Origin of the sequence: Erwinia sp. HDF1-3R (assembly GCF_039621855.1) — a bacterium.
Classification (GTDB): Bacteria; Pseudomonadota; Gammaproteobacteria; order Enterobacterales; family Enterobacteriaceae; genus Erwinia.
In genome coordinates this window covers 3,053,930-3,074,482 of record NZ_CP155071.1, presented here as the reverse complement: position 1 = coordinate 3,074,482, position 20,553 = coordinate 3,053,930, and the positions used below count along the sequence as shown (strand labels likewise).

General features: G+C 49.8%; 17 protein-coding genes and 2 pseudogenes. 13 read left to right on the top strand and 6 right to left on the bottom strand.

From position 1 onward, the window contains the following. Positions 1-176: 176 nt before the first annotated feature. The 3 genes from AAGR22_RS14065 to AAGR22_RS14055 are packed head-to-tail and all read left to right on the top strand — an operon-like array spanning position 177 to position 4,675. Positions 177-1,364, top strand: coding sequence for an efflux RND transporter periplasmic adaptor subunit (locus tag AAGR22_RS14065; protein WP_345828075.1), 1,188 nt, complete (start codon positions 177-179; stop codon positions 1,362-1,364). After that, on the top strand, positions 1,361-3,301 hold the full coding sequence (locus AAGR22_RS14060; protein WP_345828073.1) for a MacB family efflux pump subunit: 1,941 nt from the start codon (positions 1,361-1,363) through the stop codon (positions 3,299-3,301). Before AAGR22_RS14065 ends, AAGR22_RS14060 begins: the two co-directional genes overlap by 4 nt. A 3-nt stretch (positions 3,302-3,304) precedes the next feature. Further along, positions 3,305-4,675, top strand: coding sequence for an efflux transporter outer membrane subunit (locus AAGR22_RS14055; RefSeq protein ID WP_345828071.1), 1,371 nt, complete (start codon positions 3,305-3,307; stop codon positions 4,673-4,675). Positions 4,676-4,922: 247 nt separating this feature from the next. Here AAGR22_RS14055 and AAGR22_RS14050 read toward each other — a convergent pair. From AAGR22_RS14050 to AAGR22_RS14035, 4 genes are all read right to left on the bottom strand, one after another. Then, a protein-coding gene (locus AAGR22_RS14050) for an IS3 family transposase (RefSeq protein WP_345827955.1) occupies positions 4,923-6,043 on the bottom strand; the annotation gives its coding sequence in 2 pieces (ribosomal slippage) (positions 4,923-5,791 and positions 5,791-6,043; 1,122 coding nt in all). Positions 6,044-6,277: 234 nt separating this feature from the next. Next, positions 6,278-8,041 (bottom strand): glycosyl hydrolase family 18 protein, encoded by a 1,764-nt coding sequence (locus tag AAGR22_RS14045; RefSeq protein WP_345828070.1) that lies wholly within the window; start codon positions 8,039-8,041, stop codon positions 6,278-6,280. 585 nt (positions 8,042-8,626) lie between these two features. Further along, positions 8,627-9,301, bottom strand: coding sequence for a response regulator transcription factor (locus AAGR22_RS14040; protein ID WP_345828069.1), 675 nt, complete (start codon positions 9,299-9,301; stop codon positions 8,627-8,629). A gap of 205 nt (positions 9,302-9,506) precedes the next feature. Further along, positions 9,507-10,175 carry a response regulator transcription factor gene (locus AAGR22_RS14035; RefSeq protein WP_345828068.1) on the bottom strand — a complete coding sequence of 223 codons (669 nt, stop codon included), beginning with the start codon at positions 10,173-10,175 and terminating at the stop codon, positions 9,507-9,509. Positions 10,176-10,483: 308 nt separating this feature from the next. Between AAGR22_RS14035 and AAGR22_RS14030 the strand changes: the two genes are divergently transcribed. Beyond that, complete coding sequence (locus AAGR22_RS14030) at positions 10,484-12,454, top strand: TonB-dependent copper receptor (RefSeq protein ID WP_345828067.1); 1,971 nt, start codon at positions 10,484-10,486, stop codon at positions 12,452-12,454. Positions 12,455-12,614: 160 nt separating this feature from the next. On the opposite strand, the gene AAGR22_RS14025 is transcribed toward AAGR22_RS14030, so the two are convergent. Then, a complete protein-coding gene (locus AAGR22_RS14025) occupies positions 12,615-13,298 on the bottom strand; it encodes a response regulator transcription factor (protein ID WP_345828066.1) in 684 nt (227 codons plus the stop codon). 256 nt (positions 13,299-13,554) lie between these two features. On the opposite strand from AAGR22_RS14025, the pseudogene AAGR22_RS14020 reads away from it, so the two are divergent. Continuing rightward, a pseudogene (locus AAGR22_RS14020) lies at positions 13,555-13,687 on the top strand (IS110 family transposase); the annotation flags it as partial. Here the strand turns inward: AAGR22_RS14020 and AAGR22_RS14015 are convergent. Further along, positions 13,684-13,959: pseudogene (locus AAGR22_RS14015) on the bottom strand (IS3 family transposase); the annotation flags it as partial. The pseudogenes AAGR22_RS14020 and AAGR22_RS14015 overlap by 4 nt on opposite strands. A 137-nt stretch (positions 13,960-14,096) precedes the next feature. Between AAGR22_RS14015 and gspG the strand changes: the two are divergent. The 8 genes from gspG to AAGR22_RS13975 all read left to right on the top strand — a co-directional run bounded on the left by gspG (position 14,097) and on the right by AAGR22_RS13975 (position 20,275). Next, positions 14,097-14,516 carry a type II secretion system major pseudopilin GspG gene (gspG, locus tag AAGR22_RS14010; protein WP_345828065.1) on the top strand — a complete coding sequence of 140 codons (420 nt, stop codon included), beginning with the start codon at positions 14,097-14,099 and terminating at the stop codon, positions 14,514-14,516. Then, positions 14,516-14,962, top strand: a complete 447-nt coding sequence (locus AAGR22_RS14005) for a lytic transglycosylase domain-containing protein (RefSeq protein WP_345828064.1) — start codon at positions 14,516-14,518, stop codon at positions 14,960-14,962. The genes gspG and AAGR22_RS14005 overlap by 1 nt, the downstream gene beginning before the upstream one ends. Before the next feature lie 22 nt (positions 14,963-14,984). Then, entirely contained in the window at positions 14,985-16,154 is a 1,170-nt protein-coding gene (locus AAGR22_RS14000; protein ID WP_345828063.1) for a type II secretion system F family protein, read from the top strand. Further along, positions 16,154-17,791 (top strand): GspE/PulE family protein, encoded by a 1,638-nt coding sequence (locus AAGR22_RS13995; RefSeq protein WP_345828062.1) that lies wholly within the window; start codon positions 16,154-16,156, stop codon positions 17,789-17,791. Before AAGR22_RS14000 ends, AAGR22_RS13995 begins: the two co-directional genes overlap by 1 nt. Further along, positions 17,772-18,482 carry a hypothetical protein gene (locus AAGR22_RS13990; RefSeq protein WP_345828061.1) on the top strand — a complete coding sequence of 237 codons (711 nt, stop codon included), beginning with the start codon at positions 17,772-17,774 and terminating at the stop codon, positions 18,480-18,482. The genes AAGR22_RS13995 and AAGR22_RS13990 overlap by 20 nt, the downstream gene beginning before the upstream one ends. Before the next feature lie 248 nt (positions 18,483-18,730). Continuing rightward, positions 18,731-19,234 carry a hypothetical protein gene (locus tag AAGR22_RS13985; protein WP_345828060.1) on the top strand — a complete coding sequence of 168 codons (504 nt, stop codon included), beginning with the start codon at positions 18,731-18,733 and terminating at the stop codon, positions 19,232-19,234. After that, a complete protein-coding gene (locus AAGR22_RS13980) occupies positions 19,227-19,763 on the top strand; it encodes a hypothetical protein (protein ID WP_345828059.1) in 537 nt (178 codons plus the stop codon). Before AAGR22_RS13985 ends, AAGR22_RS13980 begins: the two co-directional genes overlap by 8 nt. Next, positions 19,760-20,275, top strand: coding sequence for a hypothetical protein (locus tag AAGR22_RS13975; RefSeq protein WP_345828058.1), 516 nt, complete (start codon positions 19,760-19,762; stop codon positions 20,273-20,275). Before AAGR22_RS13980 ends, AAGR22_RS13975 begins: the two co-directional genes overlap by 4 nt. Positions 20,276-20,553 lie beyond the last annotated feature (278 nt).

Genomic DNA, 20,553 nt, shown 5'->3' with positions numbered 1-20,553 from the left:
TGCGCGACAGCTTTCCTTCAAAATGACGGCGCAGGGCCTCAGTAATCCATGTCCGGTAATTCCCGCAATAGTGTCCATTAAAAAATGATAGCGCCGTGTTTACCTCCAGTAGAGACTGTGGTGTTCACTATGAGGCACTAAGATCACTGCGTTTAAAGTTATGGAAAACCTGCACAATGTTTACGAAATTCCCTTCACGCCGCGTCGTCGCCTGTGCTGCTGTGCTACTCATTGTCCTTACCATCGTGCTGTTCTTCTTCCTGTGCAGCCAGCAGGATCCTGAGTATGTCACGGCCACCGTGCGCAAGGGGGATATCGAAAATTCGGTACTGGCTACCGGCCGAATCGACGCTATCGAACGCGTTAACGTTGGGGCTCAGGTCTCGGGTCAGCTTAAGTCGCTGAAAGTAAAGCTGGGCGATCGTGTCACTAAAGGGCAGCCGATTGCCGACATTGACGATGTGCCGCAGCGTAATGATTTGCGTAACGCCGAAGCCGCGCTCAACGTGGTCAAAGCCGATCTACAAGCCAAACAAGCGCTATTGAAACAGGCTGAGCTGCGTTTTAAACGACAGCGGCAGATGCTGAACGAAGATGCCAGCTCGCACGAGGATTTTGAGTCCGCAGAGGCGACGCTCGCCAGCACCCGTGCAGAGCTGCTGTCGCTTAATGCGCGTCTCGTGCAGGCGCAGATAGAGGTTGAAAAGAAAAAGGTCGATCTGAGCTATACCCGGGTTATCGCCCCGATGGACGGCATTGTTATCGCGGTTGTCACGCAACAGGGGCAGACGGTTAACTCCAGCCAGAGCGCACCGACCATTATCAAGCTGGCCCGACTGGACGTCATGACCATTAAGGCGCAGATCTCTGAGGCCGATATTACCCGTATTTCCGTGGGGCAAAAAGCGCGCTTCACCATTTTCCCGGAACCGGACAGGCACTATAACGCGACGCTCCGCACCATTGAGCTGGCCCCTGAGTCGGTGATGAAAGATGACTCTCTTGCCAGCAGCAGTTCGGCTTCAGGCTCCGGCACCTCAAATGCTTCCGTCTATTATAACGCGCTACTGGACGTGCCCAATCCGGAAAACCGGCTGCGTATAGCCATGACTGCGCAGGTCGCGCTACTTGCCAGCGAAGCCAAAGATACGCTGCTGGTGCCAATTCAGGCGGTGCATAAAGCCGACGGAAATAAGCAGCTGGTGCAGGTTTTGACAGCTAAAGGCAAGCTGGAAACTCGCGAGGTTAAGACAGGAATAACCAACAGCGTGGATATTCAGATCCTCAAGGGCTTAAAGGTTGGGGAAATTGTGGTGCTGGCGCAGCCGGGTGAGAAATCGCCCGGAGAAGGGTTTGTGCTGTGAGAAATATCATTGAGCTGAAGTGCATTAGCCGTACCTACCGCAACGGCGGCCAGCCGCTTACCGTCCTGAAAGAGGTGAATCTGACTATCGCGGCAGGTGAACTGGTGGCGATTATCGGAGCTTCAGGTTCGGGGAAATCGACCCTGATGAACATCATGGGCTGCCTTGACGTCCCTGACAGCGGAGATTACTACATCGGCGGCCAAAATGCCGCCCTGCTTTCACCGGATGAGCTTGCAAGAGTACGGCGGGAACATATCGGCTTTATCTTCCAGCGCTATCATCTGATGCAAGATCTTAGCGCACTGGGCAATGTTGAGATCCCCGCCATTTACGCCAACAGTGGGCGTGACCAGCGTCGGCTGCGAGCAGCTGTGCTGCTGGCAAGGCTTGGGCTGGAAGGCCGAGAGCACCATAAGCCCGGCGAGCTTTCCGGCGGCCAGCAGCAGCGGGTCTGTATTGCCCGTTCGCTGATTAACGGCGGGGAGGTCATTCTTGCGGATGAACCAACCGGGGCGCTGGATTCACAGTCCGGGCAGGAGGTGCTGACTATCCTCAGTGAGCTTAACCAGCGCGGCCACACGGTGGTGATAGTCACTCACGATATGAAGGTGGCGCAGCATGCTCAGCGAATTATCGAACTGCGCGAGGGTGAAATTATTTCCGACAGCGGCAGCCGCGTAACCACTGCGGAAGTGTTGCTGCCGCCCAGTCGGACCCGCCAGAACCGCTGGCAGAGTTTGCTCGATCGTATGCGTGAATCTCTGCAAATGGCGTTGAAAGCCATGAACGCGCACCGTTTACGCACCACGTTAACCATGACCGGGATTATTTTTGGCATCGCTGCCGTGGTCACGGTAGTGGCACTCGGTGAGGGCGCGAAGCAGCAGACGCTGGAGAGCATTAAAGAACTGGGCACCAATGTAGTGAGTATTTATCCCGGGCGGGATTTCTTCGACGACAGCACCGAAGGCATTCGTACGCTGGTCCCGGCAGATGCTGAGGCGCTGGCAAAGCAGGGGTTTATTGACAGCGTGAGCCCGGAAGTGAGCGCCTCAGACAACATCCGTTTTCTCGGTAAATCCGCAACCGCCTCTGTTAATGGCGTCGGGCGCAATCATTTCCGCGTTAACGGCATTGAGATTATGCAGGGGGCCACCTTCAGGGACGATCGTAACGCCCTCCAGGAAGTCATTATCGATGAAAACGCCCGCAAAGCGTTATTTGATGAGGCTGGATTATCGGCACTGGGACAAATTATCTTCCTCGGTTCCGTGCCTGCGCGGATTGTTGGCATCGCTAAAAGCAACAATCGTAGCTATGCGCCAAACCGCATTACCGTGTGGATGCCCTATAGCACGGTAATGTACCGAATGGTCGGCAAACCTGTTCTGACCGGCATCAGCGTCCGGCTGAAGGACAATGTTGCTAACGAGGCGGCGGTCAGCGCTATCTCCCAGCTGTTGACACAGCGCCATGGTGTAAAAGACTTTCAGCTCTATAATTTTGAACAGATAAGAAAATCCATAGAACGCACCTCAATGACCTTCAGCATTTTAATTCTGATGGTTGCCTGTATCTCGCTGATGATCGGCAGTATTGGGGTGATGAATATTATGCTGGTGTCTGTTACTGAACGAACCCATGAAATCGGCGTGCGCATGGCGGTAGGGGCCCGTCGTAGCGATATTATGCTGCAGTTCATGATTGAGGCCGTGCTGGTATGCCTGATTGGCGGTGCGTTGGGTATCGCGCTGTCTTATGGCGCAGGTGCGCTGTTTACCGCGCTGGCAGGCGGAATGTTTACCGCTATCTATTCGTGGCAGGCCGCTGCGGCCGCATTTTTCTGTTCAACATTGATCGGCATGATCTTCGGTTATCTTCCCGCTCGCAAGGCGGCAAGGATGGATCCGGTCGCTTCACTGGCCAGCGAGTAACCTATGAAAATTTTATCACCTTCGGCGTTATGTATTGCCGCCGCGCTCAGCGCTGGCTGCGCAAAGACGCTGAAAAGCGACTATCACGCTCCTGCGATAGATTATCCCGCCAGCTGGTACCAGAACGATACCGCCGGAGACCTGGCACCGTTTGACTGGAAAGCGTTTAACGATCCCCGGCTGGAGCGCTGGCTACACCAGGTCATGGCAGGCAATAACGACGTGGCGATAGCCGTGCTGCGGGTGTACCGGGCACGGCTTGACGCTGAGAGAGTTGGCATCGCCAGCGATCCTGGGCTAAAAGGCACGCTGGGCGTGGACGGTAGAAAACAGCTGGACCGCTCATCCGACGGGACAAAAGGCAGCTCCGCCCTCCTCAACACCGCTTATGAACTGGATCTTTGGGGGAAAATTGCCCGTCAGCGCGATGCGGCAGCGTGGGCAAGTCAGGCCACGGAAGATGATTTGCGCTCTGCACGACTGACTTTGCTCTCAGAGGCCAGTAATAACTACTGGCGCATCGGTTTTGTTAATCAACGGATAGCCGCCCTTCATCAGAGCATCGACTACGCAAAAGAGACGCTACGCCTGGCTAATGCTCGCTACCGTGCGGGCGGCGCTTCATCACTTGATGTAGTGGAAGCGCAACAAAGCCTGCTGACCCAGGAAAACAGACTGACAGGGCTACAGCGTGAACGTCTGCAGGCGCTTAACCAGCAGACGGTACTGCTTGATGCCGCACCGGGCAGCCCTGTGTTTGAACCAACGACGTTGTCAAAAGAGGCAATGCCGCAGGTTAATGCGAACATTCCGGCCAGCGTACTGAGACACCGACCCGATATCAGTGCTAAAGAATGGCGGGTGCGTGAAGCTCTGGCTACCGTTGATATAAGGCGCACCGAATACTACCCCGCATTCAGTCTGACCGGCTCTCTCGGCACCAGCAGCAGTTTGCTACTGGCGTTCCTGCAAAATCCGATAGGCTCCGCAGGTGGCAGCCTGACGCTGCCCTTCCTGGAGTGGCGGCAACGGGGTGTGGAGGTGAAGATTGCCCGCATCGACTATGAGCAGCGACTGCTTGAGTTTAAACAGTCGCTGTATAAAGCGATGAGCAGTATCGAAGACGAGCTCTCCCTGCGTAATCAACTGTTGACCCAGGAGACAAGGCTCCATAGAGGACTTGAGCTGGCGCGGGAGTCAGAGCGGTTAAATGAAGTGCGTTACCGGCAGGGCGCTGTGCGTATCTCGTTCTGGCTCGACGCCCAGGAGAATCGCCGCCAGGCCGAGCTGTTACTGGATGAAAACCGCTTTAATCAGTTCCAGAATCTGGCAAAAATCTATCTGGAGTTTGGCGGTTCAGCGACTTTCCCCTAAAACTTACTTATTCCCGAATAGCAGCAAACGGATTTACTGCTCCCGGCGCTCCTTTGTAGTTTTCCTCAGAATAAATGATGCTTATTACATCTCAGGGCCATTTATCACCACGGCGAACCTGAGGGGGTTCTATCGATAAAAGTGAAGCCAACACGGTCGCCCTGACCACACTCAATGCTAACAAATCAGGAGAAGAATAATTCCCCACGTTCTCGCGGTGACCTGCCCCCAATAATTAAGCCGACACTTAACTAGTAACATCGTTTTGAGCCGTATCATTTTTGCCACTGCGATAGTTTGCAGCGAATTCCAACGGCGTCAGGTAATTAAGCGCAGAATGTGGTCTTCGCTCGTTATAGTCCTGTCGCCAGTCGCTGATGATCTCGCGTGCCTGATCAAGATCCTTGAACCAGTGTTCATTCAGGCATTCATCCCTAAACCGCCCGTTAAAACTTTCGATAAAACCATTTTGTGTCGGTTTTCCCGGCTGGATAAATTTTAACTCAATGCCATGATAATGAGCCCATTGGTCCAGCGCATGGCCGGTAAATTCTGGCCCCTGATCGGTGCGTATCGCTTTGGGATAACCCCTGAATAACGCCACATTATCGAGTATCCGCGTCACCTGTTCGCCAGAGATCCCGTGCGCAACAGCGATATCGAGGCTCTCTTTGGTGAAATCATCCACGCACGTCAGGCATTTTATCCTTCTGCCACCGGCGAGAGCGTCCATGACAAAATCCATCGACCAGGTCATGTTTGGAGCACTGGGCCGAACAAGAGGTTGACGCTCCACGGACAGCCCTTTACGACGCTTTCTCCGGTGAACAGCCAATCCATTTTCATGATAAATACGGTAGACTTTTTTATGGTTTACGTCGACGCCATCGCGTCGCAGCAGTTGCCAGATACGACGGTAACCAAAGCGTCGGCGCTCATGCGCCAGCGCTTTTATCTGTTCCGACAGCGCTTCATCTCGTTGTGCCCGAAGAGAGCGATAACGACAAGTTGCTCTGGAAAGCCCGGCAAGATGGCAGGCACGACGTTCTGAAATACCTGATTGCTGGCACATCTGAGCAACCGCATTGCGCTTGTGAGACAGTGTTAATACTTTACCCCAAGCGCTGCCTGCAGGGCCTCCTTGTCCAGCATGGTTTCAGCCAACAATTTTTTCAAACGTGCGTTTTCATCTTCAAGCGCTTTGAGACGCTTGACTTCGGAGACTTCCAGACCGCCAAATTTTTTTCGCCACGTATAAAATGTCGCATCGGAAATATTATGCTTACGGCACAACTCCTTAGCTGCCATGCCGGCCTCAGCTTCGCGCAGGATGCCAATGATCTGTTCTTCAGAGAAACGCTTTTTCATGGGTAATGTCCTCATCGTTCAATGATAAACATTACTAGCCTGGCGATGGATTAACCAGAGGGGAGCAGGTCAGCGGGGTTGTCATGCCGAGGGTAAACGAAGTAAGCTGGAGCATTATTTCCAGGCAAATATTCTTACGGGATGAGAGGACAGCTGTGTTTTATCACGGTGAGAAAAACCCCATGTTGAACATGGGGCCAGAAGAAAGCACGCTATTATTAACGCTTTGACACGTTACTGTGATTGCCAGACATCGCTGTGACCCGGCTGTTCACCTTTAGTCCACCATTTGGCAACCCAGGTCTTACCTTCCCACACAACTTTTGCTCCACCAAAATATGAGCGTTCGGTATTCCATTGTTCACTGCCAGCCTTATTCAGGTTTTCCCAGACATCTTTGTTGCCGGGTTGATCGCCCCTGGTCCACCAGCGAGCTTTATACTCTTTCCCCTGCCAGCTCACAACGTCACCGCCCACATAGACTTTACCACTTTGCCATGCACCCTGGACTTCATTAACGGGTTTGTCGTCAACGGGTTTGTCGTCAGTGGGTTTATCGTCAATGGGTTTGTCGTCTACAGGCTTCTCTTCAGTAACTTCTGCTTTATGTTTAATAATAATATCAGCAGGGGCGGAATCGAGTTCACCATCATTTACTGTTAGTCTGAAACCTAAATTGACGTCCACAGGTGTGCTGGATAGCTCGAAGCTAGCGACATCCCGATCTTTGTTAATCAACGTGACAGTTGGACCAGATATTTGCTCCCATTTAAAAGAGAGAGGCGCTTCTTCAGGATCGACTGACGCGGAGCCATCCAGAATAACATGGGCCGCGCCTGTGACTTCTGCAGGGTAGTTAACTATCGCAGTAGGGGGGCGGTTAACAGTGCTTTCGTTTCCCTCATTAGCCGCCTCTTTCATCTCATTGATATAATCAACCTGATCGGAAAAGCTTAGCTGCTGGTTATTAGAACCCAGCGTCCAGACAAAGAAACCACCGTAGTTGTTGCGAGCCTGCCATGCGGCGCGCTCAATATTTTTTTCTCTGAGTTCAACATAGCGTCCGTCTGGTCCCCATTGACTATTAATGGTATTACCTAACAGGATCTTTGATGGATCGCCTACTGCCCTTGCATAGTTTGCCATCGCAGTCTTGTATTTAAAGTTAGGGCCAGCGTCGTAAGTCATTACGTTAAAGAAGTCAAAAATGTTTTTACCTTTGGTCAGTAGGGGCAGAACTTCACCATGGTGTGACGAACGCTTTTCTTCAACAAAGGAGCAGTCCTGGGTAACACCGGAGTTTGCACAGTTTTCCGGGTCGGCACCGACATGATAAGTTGTCAGGCTAATTAATTTTTTACTATCAGGCCCCAATAATTGGCGTACGCGCTGGGCTAAGTGCAATAAATTATCGTTTTCTTCAGGTGTCAGACGTGCTGCTTTTTCGAAATCAAAGTCGATGCCGTCAAGATGAACCGTACCTGCTTTTTGATAATTCCCCATCTCGCAGGTTTTTCCATCCCAGCTATGCGACAGACACTCACCGAGCATTTCCTCAGGCTTAAGGTTCTTTTTATAAACCGGAAAATCCGTATTTAGCAGCTTAACCAGCCCCTGAGCGATTTTTTCACGGTTGCTGCTGTTATCCAGATGTGACCACATAGATTCATAGGTTTCGCCACCAAAAGCAACCATCATCTTTTTCTCAGGATGCGCCAGTTTCACCTGAGTCCAGGTAGTATAAGGCGTTTCAAGATACCAGGCATTGTATTCAGGAATATCAAGTAGCTTATCGGAGGATGAAATGTTTCCCTGCGCATCCCACCCGCCGAATGACAGCAGCCAGGTGTCGACTTTAGCATGCTCCAATTGCGCGGCTGCATCTGAGGGAAGCCCCCATGAGGTTAAATAACTCAGCGTGCGATGCTGTTCAGCAGACATGGCAGACTGAGCAAACAGCGATGCGCTAATCATTAAAGCCAAAGATATTTTTTTCATATCACGTTCTCTCGTGTGCTAATAAATATTAGTTGTAATATATATGCTCGCTCAGCAAGAAATTTCTCTTTCTGAATAAGACTCGGGGAAGAGTAAAGTTGTTTTTTTAGATCATTGGCCTAACCCCCCCGTTCATGCATGAAAAAAGGATTTAGCTAAATCCCTTCAACACGCCTATCGTGCTGAAGGGATCTCTTCACCAGAGTTAAACTAGCCATCCCATTAATTATAAAAGTTAGGGATGAAATAAGTCAGTAAACCATGTCATTGCGCCGGGAGCGGCTAAGATGTTAAAAAACGGGCGGGTTTTGAAAGGAGAATACTGCGATTTGTTTAGCCAAACAGCGCTAAATAATTTTGCAATAATTTAGAGTGCAATATCATGATTGACTCACAGCGAGTTACGGTAAATTTCGTACGTGGCGTATTTCTGGATGGAAAAATGGATTATAAAAATCAACCCTGCTCCGGTTTATCTCGCGCCAGTGAAGGACTACTGCTCTCCTGTAGTGAACTGAAGGTTTTGGTTGACTGTGCTACCCGTTAAGCTGTTATCAGTAATATCTCTGGTCAGATATCAGGTCTTCAAATCGCAATATTAAACATACGCGTTTGCGCCAGCAGACAATAGAGCTGGCAGTCGGTTTGCACTCCCAGCTTTTCCATTGCGCGTAGCTTGTGAGCACTGACAGTTTTGTTGCTTAACGTCATTATTGCTGAAATGGTGGTAAGAGAAAGCCCGCGGCACAGCATACGCAGCACGTCGACTTCACGCGAAGTAAGTTCCTGACCGACAAGTGTATCGCGTCGGAGCAGCGAATCCATTAACCCACGCTCGATATAGACCTCACCATTCAGTACAGTGGTAATAGCGCGCCAGAGCATACGTTCACAGGTATCACGGCTGATATAGCCTTTGGCGCCAGCCTCAAGCGTCATACGGATAATATTGCTGTTCCGATAGGGTGAGAGAACCACGATACGGGTTTCAGGATACTCACGTGCCAGCCATTTCACCAGCTCCGTGCCGTTGAGTTCAGAAACGGGGCTGTGGGAGTTCATGGAAAAGCCAAGAAACAAGATATCAACGTGCTGATGAGAAAGCAGGCTGACCAGTTCTGTGGAAGAATCTGTATCGCCAATGACGTTAAAATGAATATCTTCCATAGCTGCGTTGCCTGCGGACATGGTGTTGATCATTGAGAGAATGCCGCGACGGATCAAAGTGTGCTCATCGGCAATCAGAATATTAACAGACATGTTGTTGACCTCAGGTAAATGGGACAAAGTATTCAGAGTTTGTTGATGAGAAAGATACGATGAACAGATAGATGTTTCTATCATACCAGTCAGAAAAGGACGTATCTGTTACTGAATCTTTTGTAAATTTACCTGACGGAAAACAGCTTTGGTCATAAATGAAACTAGCGACCTTATAGTGACGTTTATTTTGTCATTTTCTTTTTCACAAAGAGAGTTCAAAAAGCTGGATTTTGCTCAGCAAAAAGAAAAGCTGGGAAGGGGTTTTTACTCCAAGCTTAACCATTGCGCTTTTTTTCTGGGTGCTGACTGTCTTAGTGCTGACCTGCGTTTTTTCAGCAATCTCTCTGGCAGATAAACCCTGACAGAGCAGCTGAAGAATATTCGTTTCACACGGCGTTAGTAGCTTGTTTGTTTGGCAGCGGTTGTAGTGCAGCGTTGGAAGAGTTCGACAAAAATGACTTTCCCTGCTGTCATCCATGCTTTCAAGCACGTTTTCCAGGCAATATTCATTGTCGTTATAACTCATATGCCCATCAGCGCCCGCATTTAGCACCATTCGTAGCAGATACAGATTTTGATAGGCTGAAATCGAAATGATCCTGAGGTGGGGGAAATTTTTTTTCAGATACCTAATCAGAAGGATCCCATCCAGGCCTCTTAACGGTGTCAGCCGAGCGCAAATATTTAAACGTAAACCAAGAATAAGAATGTCTGCCTGTTTTGCCATCAGAAGATGATAGAGCTCCGTAGGTGTGCTGGCCTCTCCAACAACCACCATTTCTTTATCCTTTTCGGTAGTGGTTTTTTTTATGAGTGCATCCACCCCCCGGCGGATAATATAGCTATTTTCTGCGATGATAATATGCTTCATGACTTTTCCTGTTATTGACTGTGAACTGATTTGTTATGTCAGCGGATCTGCTGAGGGTTTAATATAAGCAATTTTTATCGGGGGATCTATAGTCAGACTGTTAGGACTTGGGGTTTTGACCCTTAAATATGCTTTTTTATATCTGTGAGGAAATCATGAGGAATACGTTAGAGAGAAGATTCTCATATCGAAACGGATGTTTCTTTCTTTAAAGTCATATTTTCTGGCGAAATAGAATGGTAATTTTTATTTTCATAAACAAATACAGTGATCACACGGTTGTTTTGTAGGGGAAAGGTTACTTTGCTATGAAGGGAATAAAAAGTATGGCTTCTGAAAGCCGCAAAGACTGGTCTGTAAAAAAGAAAAAATTGGCCGGTATGATTGCCATGTGCTATGCGGCACATATTAATTTTACCTATGCTCAAGAAACAATGACAGTGATTGCCACGCCACAAACTGAGACAGGTAAAGTTATCGTCAACACTAAAAATGCCGACGCATCATTGCCAGCGAGTGATGGTGCCGGATTATTATCAACTTTGCCAGGCTTTAGTCAAATTCGCACCGGCGCCAGTAATGGCGATCCCGTATTACGGGGGATGCCTGGGTCCCGTCTCAATATTCTGGCTGATGGAGGAGGTATGCATGGAGGATGCGGATCGCGAATGGATTCACCTACCTCATACATTTCTCCTAAAAATTTTGATTTAGTCGAAATCATTAAAGGGCCGCAAACTGTTTTATGGGGACCAATGGCGTCCGCCGGCACAATTTTATTTGAGCGCACATCAGAATACTTTACACAGCCGGGTATTAAAGGATCCGTTTCCTTATTACGCGGAAATAATGGCAGAGCCGATCAGGAAATGAGTGTCGCTGGAGGTAATCACAACGGCTGGTTGCGAATAGATGCTAATCGATCGGTGGCAGGTGATTATAAATCAGGCGACGGTACAACCATTCCTGGCAAGTGGAATAAGTGGAATAGCGGTATAATAATGGGGTGGACGCCAACAGAAAAGGATCTGGTTGAGCTGTCAGTAAGCGGAGGGGATGGAGAAGCCCGTTACGCCGGACGAGGCATGGACGGTTCGAAATTTCTGCGAAAAAGCGCAATGCTGAAAGTCGAGATGAACGACCTTTCCGATCATTTCACGAAACTCATATGGCGTGGTTACTACAACAGCACCGATCATGTTATGGATAACTTTTCGCTGCGTACCCCGTCAGCAATGAAAATGTCGTCTGAAGTGGGCGGCATTGTCAGTGGAACGCGACTTAGCATGGAATGGCAGAAAGACGATACGCAGATCGTCGCTGGCGTTGACGGCCAGCAGACTCAACACCGCAAAAAACAAACATATGGCTGGGCAACGGATGCAGAATATCGCCAGTTTGGCATTTTTACTGAATGGCAGCAGAGTCTGAACGATCAAAGTAAAACCGTAACGGGGTTACGTATTGACAGTATCCATGCCACTGATTTACGTCAGGGGAAGAGTGAGCGTCGTCAGGCGACACTGCCCGGGGCGTTTTTGCGATTTGAACACATTCTGCCCGATATGCCAGTGAAAGTCTGGAGCGGAGTGGGCTACACAGAGCGTTTCCCCGATTATTGGGAACTGTTCTCCGGTAAAGCAGGTAAAAACAGCGTTAAAAAGCTGAAGAATGAGAAAACGCTACAGTGGGACAGCGGTATTCAGTATCAGTCGGACGATCTCCATCTGTGGTTATCAGGCTGGGTAAACAAAGTAGATGATTACATCTTATTTGACTACTCATCAGCATCAAGCCGCGCAGAAAACGTTAATGCCTGGACTACTGGCGCTGAAATGGGTTCGGCCTGGCTTTTTTCTGCTGACTGGAAATTAGAGACGAGCCTTGCCTGGGTGCGTGGAGAAAATCTGAGTCAGCACAATGCGTTACCGCAGATATCACCGCTGGAAACCAAAGTTGCATTGACTTATAGCCATGATAAATGGACCAGCTCCACCTCATGGCGCGGCGTTGCGCATCAGAATCGCGTGGCGAAAGATAAAGGAAATGTGATCGGACGCGATTTGGGTCGTTCAGCAGGTTTTGGTGTGATGTCATGGAATGTAAATTACAGCGCAACCGACAAACTCTCAATAGGTGCTGGAATCGATAATATATTTAACAAAAATTACGCACAGCACCTCAACGTGGCGGGATATAAAGAATTTGGTTTTTCTTCCGGTCAGCGGATCCCCGAGCCTGGACGGACAGGATGGCTAAGTCTTGACTATACGTTTTAATGGCAGATGTCAAAAAGTGAGTGCCCTTAAGGGATAAAAATTGTCCCTATATACGTGGGCGAGATAGCCCACGTTTTTTTTAGTCTCTATTATTACCCTCTATATCGCCGCATTCGGTGCAACTTAATAAGGGGTAGGGTTATCAAAACAGAAGCTGTAATTAAATTGCAATATCAAACATACGCGTCTGTGCCAGCAGGCAATAAAGTTGGCAGTCGGTTTGCACGCCCAGCTTTTGCATTGCGCGCAGTTTATGAGCGCTAATCGTTTTAATGCTCAAATTCATTTTACCTGAAATGGCGGTAAGTGACAGTCCGCGGCACAACATACGCAGTACGTCATTTTCACGTAAAGTCAGTTCCTGACTGTCAGGCGCATCACGACGGAACAGGGAGTCCATTAGCCCGCGTTCAATGTAGACCTCGCCATCCAGGACGGTGGTGATAGCTCTCCAAAGCATACGTTCGCAGGTATTGCGGCTAATATAACCTTTGGCACCGGCCTCGAGTGCCATACGAATGATAGTGTTGTTCCGGTAAGGTGAGAGCAACACGATTCGGGTTTCAGGAAACTTACGCGCCAGCCATTTCACCAGTGCCGTACCGTCGAGTTCGGAAACGGGACTTTGGGAGCGACGAGTGTTGAGAGTAAAGCCAAGAAACAGGATATCAACGTGCTGATGCGAAAGCAGGCTGACCAGCTCTAGCGGCGAATCGGTTTCCCCAACGATATTGAAATGAGTAGCATCAAAAGTGGCATTTTCGGCGGACATAGTGTTGATCATCGAGAGAATGCCACGACGGATTAAAGTATGCTCATCGGCGATCAGAATATTAAAAGACATGGCATCAACCTCAGATAAAAGTGAAATAAGTATTCAGGATTTTTCAATGAGAAAGATATGGGGAACGGGAAGAAGTTTCTATCATACCAGTCAGAAAACCTCTAACAGGTTTCTAAATTCTGTTTTCTACCCGTATCTGTTAAGCCCGTCGTCCTGAGAAGTTGTAAGGATCGCCAGTGAGTATGTAGTCCCACGATTTTTTAGTACCACTTCCAGTTAGGATCTCCGGCCAGCTGAGTGCATTCAGCTAGCGTTTGTCATAATGTATCTGCTGGAACAGGGGGTTATCTTCACCATTTTATGACCCACTGGCGATTGACATTATTGATATACATGAAATATCAAACACATATTATCAGGTTACTCTGGCACGAACTCGTTGCCTGAACATCAGGCCAAAACCATACGCCGGATACCGCTCCGCCAGTTTTTGTAATGCCTCAATCACTGGCATGTCCCGTGTCGTGTCAGGACAGTAATGTAAAAGGCTTCGGCTGATCCCCATGATCCGGCGCCCGCGTCGTCCGCTGGTCTGATACTCCGTCATAACATAACGCACCAGCTCACGTTTTTTCGGGTACCCTTAAAGTTTTTTTGCCACAACATCCTTAAGGATTTCGTGATCCAGACTCAGTGAAGCGTACATTTGTTTTTCACGGCGAGTGAGATATTTCTATCTCCATGCTCCCAAATTCTGCATTTCTGAGAGAGTATTCATCTTCATTATCCGCTCAACATCAGGAGAATATCATGGGTAATTAACAATAAAATTTATTCCAGAACAGAAGGCACTCACTAATGAAAAACACAGGTTCTCGCTATCGTCAGCAGGAGGGATTTACGCTACTGGAACTGCTCGTCGTATTAATGATTATTGCTTTGCTGGCCGGGTTTGTTGGCCCCAAACTATTTTCTAATGTCGATCAGGCAAAAGAGAAAACCGCGTTACGTCAGATGCGATCCTTTTCTGATGCCCTCAGCCAATACCGTCTCGATACCGGTGCGTATCCCTCCGAGAGTCAGGGGCTAAAAGCACTAACGGAAAAACCAGATAATGTGCAGAACTGGAATGGCCCCTACCTGAGCCAGCAAATACCCTCTGACCCCTGGGGCAATGCTTATTATTGGCACAATCCTACTCGTGAGAAGAACAGCATCAATGAAGTCGATATTACATCCCTGGGTAAAGAGGGTAAACCGCTAGTTTATGGCTTCTGATGATGAAAAGATTGGCGCCGATCATTTTTCTGGCTGCATCAGCTTCCCCTGCGTTTGCGGACTGTTGGGAGGAGGCTGGTGCGCGTTATGGTATTGAGCCTGAGTTACTTCAGGCGATTGCAATTGTCGAATCAGGTCTTGATGCAGAGGCCATTAATAAAAATCGTGATGGCACACAGGATGTTGGATTAATGCAAATCAACAGCAGCCATTTTCCGACATTAAAGAAGTTTAACATCACCCGTCAGGCCTTAATTAAAGACCCCTGTCAAAATGTGATGACCGGTGCCTGGATACTTGCCGGGAATTTCCGTCAGTTGGGTTACTCATGGCAGGCCGTGGGTGCCTATAACGTCGGAAATGGTAAGGGGGTATTAAGGAATTCATTGCGAACTAAATATGTCAAAAAAGTTGTTCGGCATTACCTCAAATTAAAAAGAAAATAGGCAATCAAAGGGCCTTATGAAAATGAAAAACTTTGACGTTATTTATCTTGAACACGGGAAACGGAAAACGATGCAGATTAGCGCACTCTCGTCAGAAGCGGTGCAGGCTACTATGCAACAAGAGGGTTGCGTCGTGATGCGGATCGTACCGCGCGCGTCGGGCCGGGTAAAACGCTTTCCGCTTACCTTGTTTATCCAGGAACTGGTGGCATTACTGGAGGCAGGTTTGGTCGTGACCGAAGCGATTGAGGCATTACGGGCCAGCGGTCGCGAACCGCATTTGTGCCGGGTGCTGGACGTCCTGTTGACAAAGCTTTACGAAGGATGCCAGCTGTCACAGGCTATGAGCAGGCTGCCTGAGGTCTTTCCTGAGCTACTGGTCAATACTGTTAAATCGTCAGAACAGACCGGTCACTTGCCGATGGCATTGAAGCGTTTCCAGCACTACGAACAGCGGATGGATATTTTACGTAAACGTATTAAAGCTGCGCTGATGTATCCGACCATTGTTATGGCGGTGGGCGGACTCATTTTAGTCTTTTTACTGGGGTTCATTATTCCGCGTTTTGCCAGCGTCTTTGAAGGCATGAAGAATCTTAACGGCAGTGCACGCTTTATTTTATGGTGGGGTAGTCTGGTAGAAAGCCACGGCCTGCTACTGCTAACGACGATAGCTATGCTAACTGTCGCGCTGGTAGCGCTGCTTCGCACCGCACGCGTGCGACGAGCACTGCTAAGGCAACTGCTGCTGCTGCCGCAGCTGAGGCAGCAGCATCAGTTGACTATCCTGGTTCGTTTTTATCGCACGCTGGGGCTACTGCTGCAAGGGGGGATGCCTGTGGTCCAGGCGTTAAATCTTACGCGCTCAGTGCTGCCCTTCAGCCATCATATGCAGTTACAGCATGTATTAAATAACGTCCAGGCCGGTCAGGCGCTGTCAACCACTTTGGATGAGCAACAGATGGCGACGCCAGTTGCCACACGTCTGCTTCAGGCAGGCGAACGTAGTGGACAGCTACCGGTGATGTGTGAGCGAATTGCCGCTTTTTACGATGAAGCGCTTGAAAGAGCGATAGACATGTTCAGCAAAGTCTTTGAGCCAATGCTAATGATTATCGTCGGCGGGATTGTGGGCCTGGTGGTGTTTCTACTTTATATGCCAATCTTTGAACTGGCAGGGGGACTTTCCTGATGAGTTTGGTAACGTCTGCTGCAATGGACAGGCTGGATGCTATTTTAGCGCTTCCGCAAACCGAACGTTGTAACGCACTGGCGGCGGAACTTGATGACTGTCCTGACCAGCTACCTGCGCTGGCCATGGCGTTGGGGCTGGCTGGCCTGTCCGAAGAGCAGGCCAGCGCTGCCGAAGTCGATTTTACTCTTGTGCCATTGTCTGAGGCGCTTGCCCAACGTGTTCTGCCGCTCCGGAGTGGGGAGGAGCAATGGCTGGTGCTGGCCGATCCTTTTTCTTTGCCGCTGCGTCAGTGGGCGCAGGGACTGCCGCTACGTCCAGCGCTGACCTCGCTGTCATGGATTAATCTGACGCTGGATAAGCTAACCGGGCAGCAGCGTACGCTGGATCAGTTTGAACATCAGAATACGGAGAGTGATAGCGACGAACTTATACTGGAAATTTCGCCAGCCGGTATTGCCCGAGAACATAATGCGGTCATTAAACTGGTTAACGCCACCCTCTATGACGCGCTTCAAAGTCGCGCCAGCGATATTCATCTGGCTGCTGTCCCCGACGGACTGGCCGTTAAATATCGTATCGATGGGGTATTACATTCAATTCGCCACTGTGTCGGTGCGCAGCATGCGGAGCAGGTGATATCCCGTATCAAAGTATTAAGCTGCATGGATATTTCTGAACGACGCATTCCGCAGGATGGACGTTTCAAAGCGCTTATCCATCAGCGCCCGGTTGATTTTCGCGTCTCCGTCATGCCAAGTATCCATGGCGAAGACGCAGTATTGCGCGTATTGGATAAATCACACGATCGCACGCTAAGTCTGGAGGTGCTGGGATTTGATCGCTATACACTGGCGACCATTCGGCAACTGACAAATCTGCCCCATGGGATGGTACTGGTCACTGGCCCAACCGGCAGTGGTAAATCTACCACGCTGTATGCTGCACTGAGTGAACTTAACAGTGGCGAAAGTAAGATCATCACCATTGAGGACCCGGTCGAATATCAGTTGAACGATGTGCTGCAGATCCCGGTTAATGATAAGAAAGGACTGACCTTTGCACGGGGACTTCGCGCCATCTTGCGTCACGATCCCGATATTATTCTGGTCGGGGAAATTCGTGATGGTGAGACCGCAGGTATTGCTGTGCAGGCGGCGCTAACCGGGCATATGGTGCTCTCTTCTGTACATGCGAATAACGTCTTTAGCGTGCTTGAACGTTTCCTGTATATGCAGGTGGAACCGGCAAGTCTGATTACTGCACTCAATGGTGTGGTAGCACAGCGATTGGTACGCTGCATCTGTCCAGACTGTGTGGTTTCCGTCCAGCCGGATGCACAGGAATATGCTGCCTGGCAAGATAGCGAACTTCGCGATCACCCGGCCAACTGGCGTAAGGGAACGGGCTGTGAATCCTGTCGCCATAGCGGCTATCGGGGACGCCTGGCGATGGCAGAAGTACTTTCGTTCAGTGACGCTATGAAAGAGGCGTTGCTGGCCCGATCTTCAGTCCGGCGCTTACGTGAAGTTGCTTTAGCTGAAGGGTTCATTCCACTGCAAACCATTGCACTACATGCGGTGCTTGAAGGTAAAACTACATTACAGGAGATTAATCGTGTCGTTGCGCATGGCTAAAAACTGGCACTGTGACATTTTGCCGAATCGGGTCCGTTTACGCGATGGCGAAATGATCGTTAAAGAGTTGGTGCAGCCAGAAGGGCATGATCCTGAAGAGGTTCTTAACAATTTGCTGGGAGCATGTTCGGGCAGCCTGGCATGGAAGGACAGCATAACCTTCAGGCTGGATAACAGTCTGGTCAACACGCTGACGGTGCCCTGGCAGGAAGGCATCACGACGCCGGGCGAGCTACGTTCTTATACGCTTTCGCTGGCGCAAAGCACCTTTCCGCATGTGTCCGCACAGTCGCCGATGGTTGAGTTTGAAACGTTTGATTTTAAGCAGACCGCGCTGGCGGCAGTCCTGGAAACATCGCTTTGGCAGACATTTCGAAATGTTGCGCGTCAGCATCGTTTACGCTTCAGGGGAGTGGCAACGCCATTCCAGCATTTGCTGCGTATCTTCGGTGGCGCACTCCCCGTCAACGGTATCTTTGTTGTTGCCGGGGAGTTAAGCAGCACTTTTGCCTGCCGTGCAATGGGTGAATGGCAGCATGTTCATCGTCTGTCTTTTCCTGATTTTTCTGTGGTGCAACAGCTGGGGCTGGTAAAACGGCTGTCAGGATTAAATGACATGCCATGTTACTGCCTGGATAACACCTCCTGGCAAATTATCCAGCTTACCGATGAGTCAACTGCACTCTCATAAAAACCGTTGCGTTTCCAATTCAATATTTCCTTTTATAAATAATGCGGTAAGCGCTACGGACGCGCCCCGCATTAACCGTCAGGAGATTAGGATTGGCCCCTCTGCGAGCAATGCTTTTCTGACTGGTACTATAGTGAAATTTTATCCCGACCCGTATCTTTCCCCTCTTGAATTGACCCGCTCCGCATTCAACGACTCATGCTATGAGGATCTGCCATGTCAGGAAAATGTATTACAGGAAACATCTTGTGACGCCACGATTCACACTGATACCGCCCGGGTCACTTCGCGTTTCGCTGATTGTAACGTTGCTGACGCTACCCTCGATAGCGGGCATTGGTCATGCCTGGTATCACCATAAACAATTGACGTCATTCTCTAAACAGATTGAACAACGGCTGCGTACGCACCAACAGGCGGCCCGTACTATTACAGATAAGATCCGGCGTCTGCAGACGTCACAGCCTGTCACAATGGCGGTAATGACTCTGTTGGATCCCCTTGGCAGGGCACTCTCTGATGAGGTGCTGTTGCAGGAACTTGATGCCAGTATTCAGCAACAACAGGTGAGGATCAACGTAGTGGCAAAATCGTTACCCGCCCTGCTGGATTTTAGTGCACGTTTGCAGCGCATCCCGGCCCAGGTGGAATTACAAAATCACCGCACTTCAGCGGATAAAAACAGTCAGTGGCCACTTAGCGCCACACTCAGTCTGAACATGATGGAAAAGCGAGGAGCCGGGCGTGAGTAAAAAAATATCTTTGCCCTCCCTTGCGGTATTGCGTTGGAAAAGCGCCTGGCTGGTTGAAAAATACGGTAAGTGGCCACTGGCCGCTTTGGCGCTCCCTGTTGCGCTGGCGATCTACTGGACAGCATGGCTGAATCCTGAAAATGCGCGGTTGCGAAGTAACCTGGCGATCATGCAATCAAAATTGAAGGAGCCTTTACCGATCATTGCAGGCGATGAGCCTTCACAGCAAACGGCACTTAGCATAACGGAATACGAACAGGTAAAAATGCTGTTCGCCATTTTCTCTAAATACCATCTTCAGGCTGAGGGGAGTCGCTACCACTTTTCTCCTGCGGATCAAAACTATGGGAAAACCCTGAAGCTTTCCGTGCCGCTTCAGGGAAGCTGGCCTCAGGTTGCACAGGCGCTTCAGGAGATTATGCGGGTTTTACCGGTAACCGTTGATAGCGTGAATGCAAAAAGAAAGCAGGTTGACTCTGCGCAACTTGCTTTGACATTGCAACTGACCCTGCGCAGAGGGCAGACATGAAAATTCCACGTTATCTGGTCATCGCACTGGCCCTTACGGGGGCTTCCTTGCTGGTGAGCGAATTTTTATTTCCGGAACAGGACGTCATACAGCCGGCGCAGCCGCTCACCCCGCGCCAGGCAGTCAAATCGGCCGGTACGCCAACTGCGCGATTAACCGCGCAGGAGGGCTTTAGCGATCTTTTTCCGGTACCTGAACGGCTGCAGGTAAAACCAGCATTAAGGGATAGTGTACCTGTGCCTGAGCGACCTGCGGCGCCACAGTTTCCTTTTAACGTTGCAGGTGGGTGGTGGAAAGGGGGGCAGCGGATAATCATCATTACTGATGGAACCGTCGACCGGCTCCTGTGCCGGGAATGTTCGACTGAAGGCGCTGTACGCCCTGGAAAAGCTATCACCCCAGAGTGGCAGCTTAACGAGATTGCAGCCGATCACTTAACCGTTGAGTGGCTACCACAAAAATTACTCGAGCGTATTGAGCTTGGCGATCTGAAATCTGAACCGACACGATAAAATGAAAAGAATAACTCTTATTTGGGCACTGATAAGTTTTTTACTCTCAGGCTGCGCACAGCAGCAGGATATTGAAAAAAGCAGTATGCAGCTGGCTAGCAATGACTCACTGATTGACTCTCTGGCTAAAAACGATCGGGCACGAATTCATGCGCCTGATGATACAGAACTCAGCATCAGACACCAGGTTTTGACGGGACAGCTAGTCACCCGCTATCTGCAGGAAGCCGATCAGGCTGCTGCGCGCAATGATTACAAGCGAGCTTCGCAGCTCTGGA

Coding starts and splice junctions, on each gene's coding strand:
- AAGR22_RS14045 (WP_345828070.1), bottom strand. CDS start 8,041: ATGAAAAAAATATCTTTGGCTTTAATGATTAGCGCATCGCTGTTTGCT.
- AAGR22_RS14030 (WP_345828067.1), top strand. CDS start 10,484: ATGAAGGGAATAAAAAGTATGGCTTCTGAAAGCCGCAAAGACTGGTCT.
- AAGR22_RS14055 (WP_345828071.1), top strand. CDS start 3,305: ATGAAAATTTTATCACCTTCGGCGTTATGTATTGCCGCCGCGCTCAGC.
- AAGR22_RS14035 (WP_345828068.1), bottom strand. CDS start 10,175: ATGAAGCATATTATCATCGCAGAAAATAGCTATATTATCCGCCGGGGG.
- AAGR22_RS13995 (WP_345828062.1), top strand. CDS start 16,154: ATGAGTTTGGTAACGTCTGCTGCAATGGACAGGCTGGATGCTATTTTA.
- AAGR22_RS14065 (WP_345828075.1), top strand. CDS start 177: ATGTTTACGAAATTCCCTTCACGCCGCGTCGTCGCCTGTGCTGCTGTG.
- gspG (WP_345828065.1), top strand. CDS start 14,097: ATGAAAAACACAGGTTCTCGCTATCGTCAGCAGGAGGGATTTACGCTA.
- AAGR22_RS13975 (WP_345828058.1), top strand. CDS start 19,760: ATGAAAATTCCACGTTATCTGGTCATCGCACTGGCCCTTACGGGGGCT.
- AAGR22_RS14025 (WP_345828066.1), bottom strand. CDS start 13,298: ATGTCTTTTAATATTCTGATCGCCGATGAGCATACTTTAATCCGTCGT.
- AAGR22_RS14040 (WP_345828069.1), bottom strand. CDS start 9,301: ATGTCTGTTAATATTCTGATTGCCGATGAGCACACTTTGATCCGTCGC.
- AAGR22_RS14000 (WP_345828063.1), top strand. CDS start 14,985: ATGAAAAACTTTGACGTTATTTATCTTGAACACGGGAAACGGAAAACG.
- AAGR22_RS14005 (WP_345828064.1), top strand. CDS start 14,516: ATGATGAAAAGATTGGCGCCGATCATTTTTCTGGCTGCATCAGCTTCC.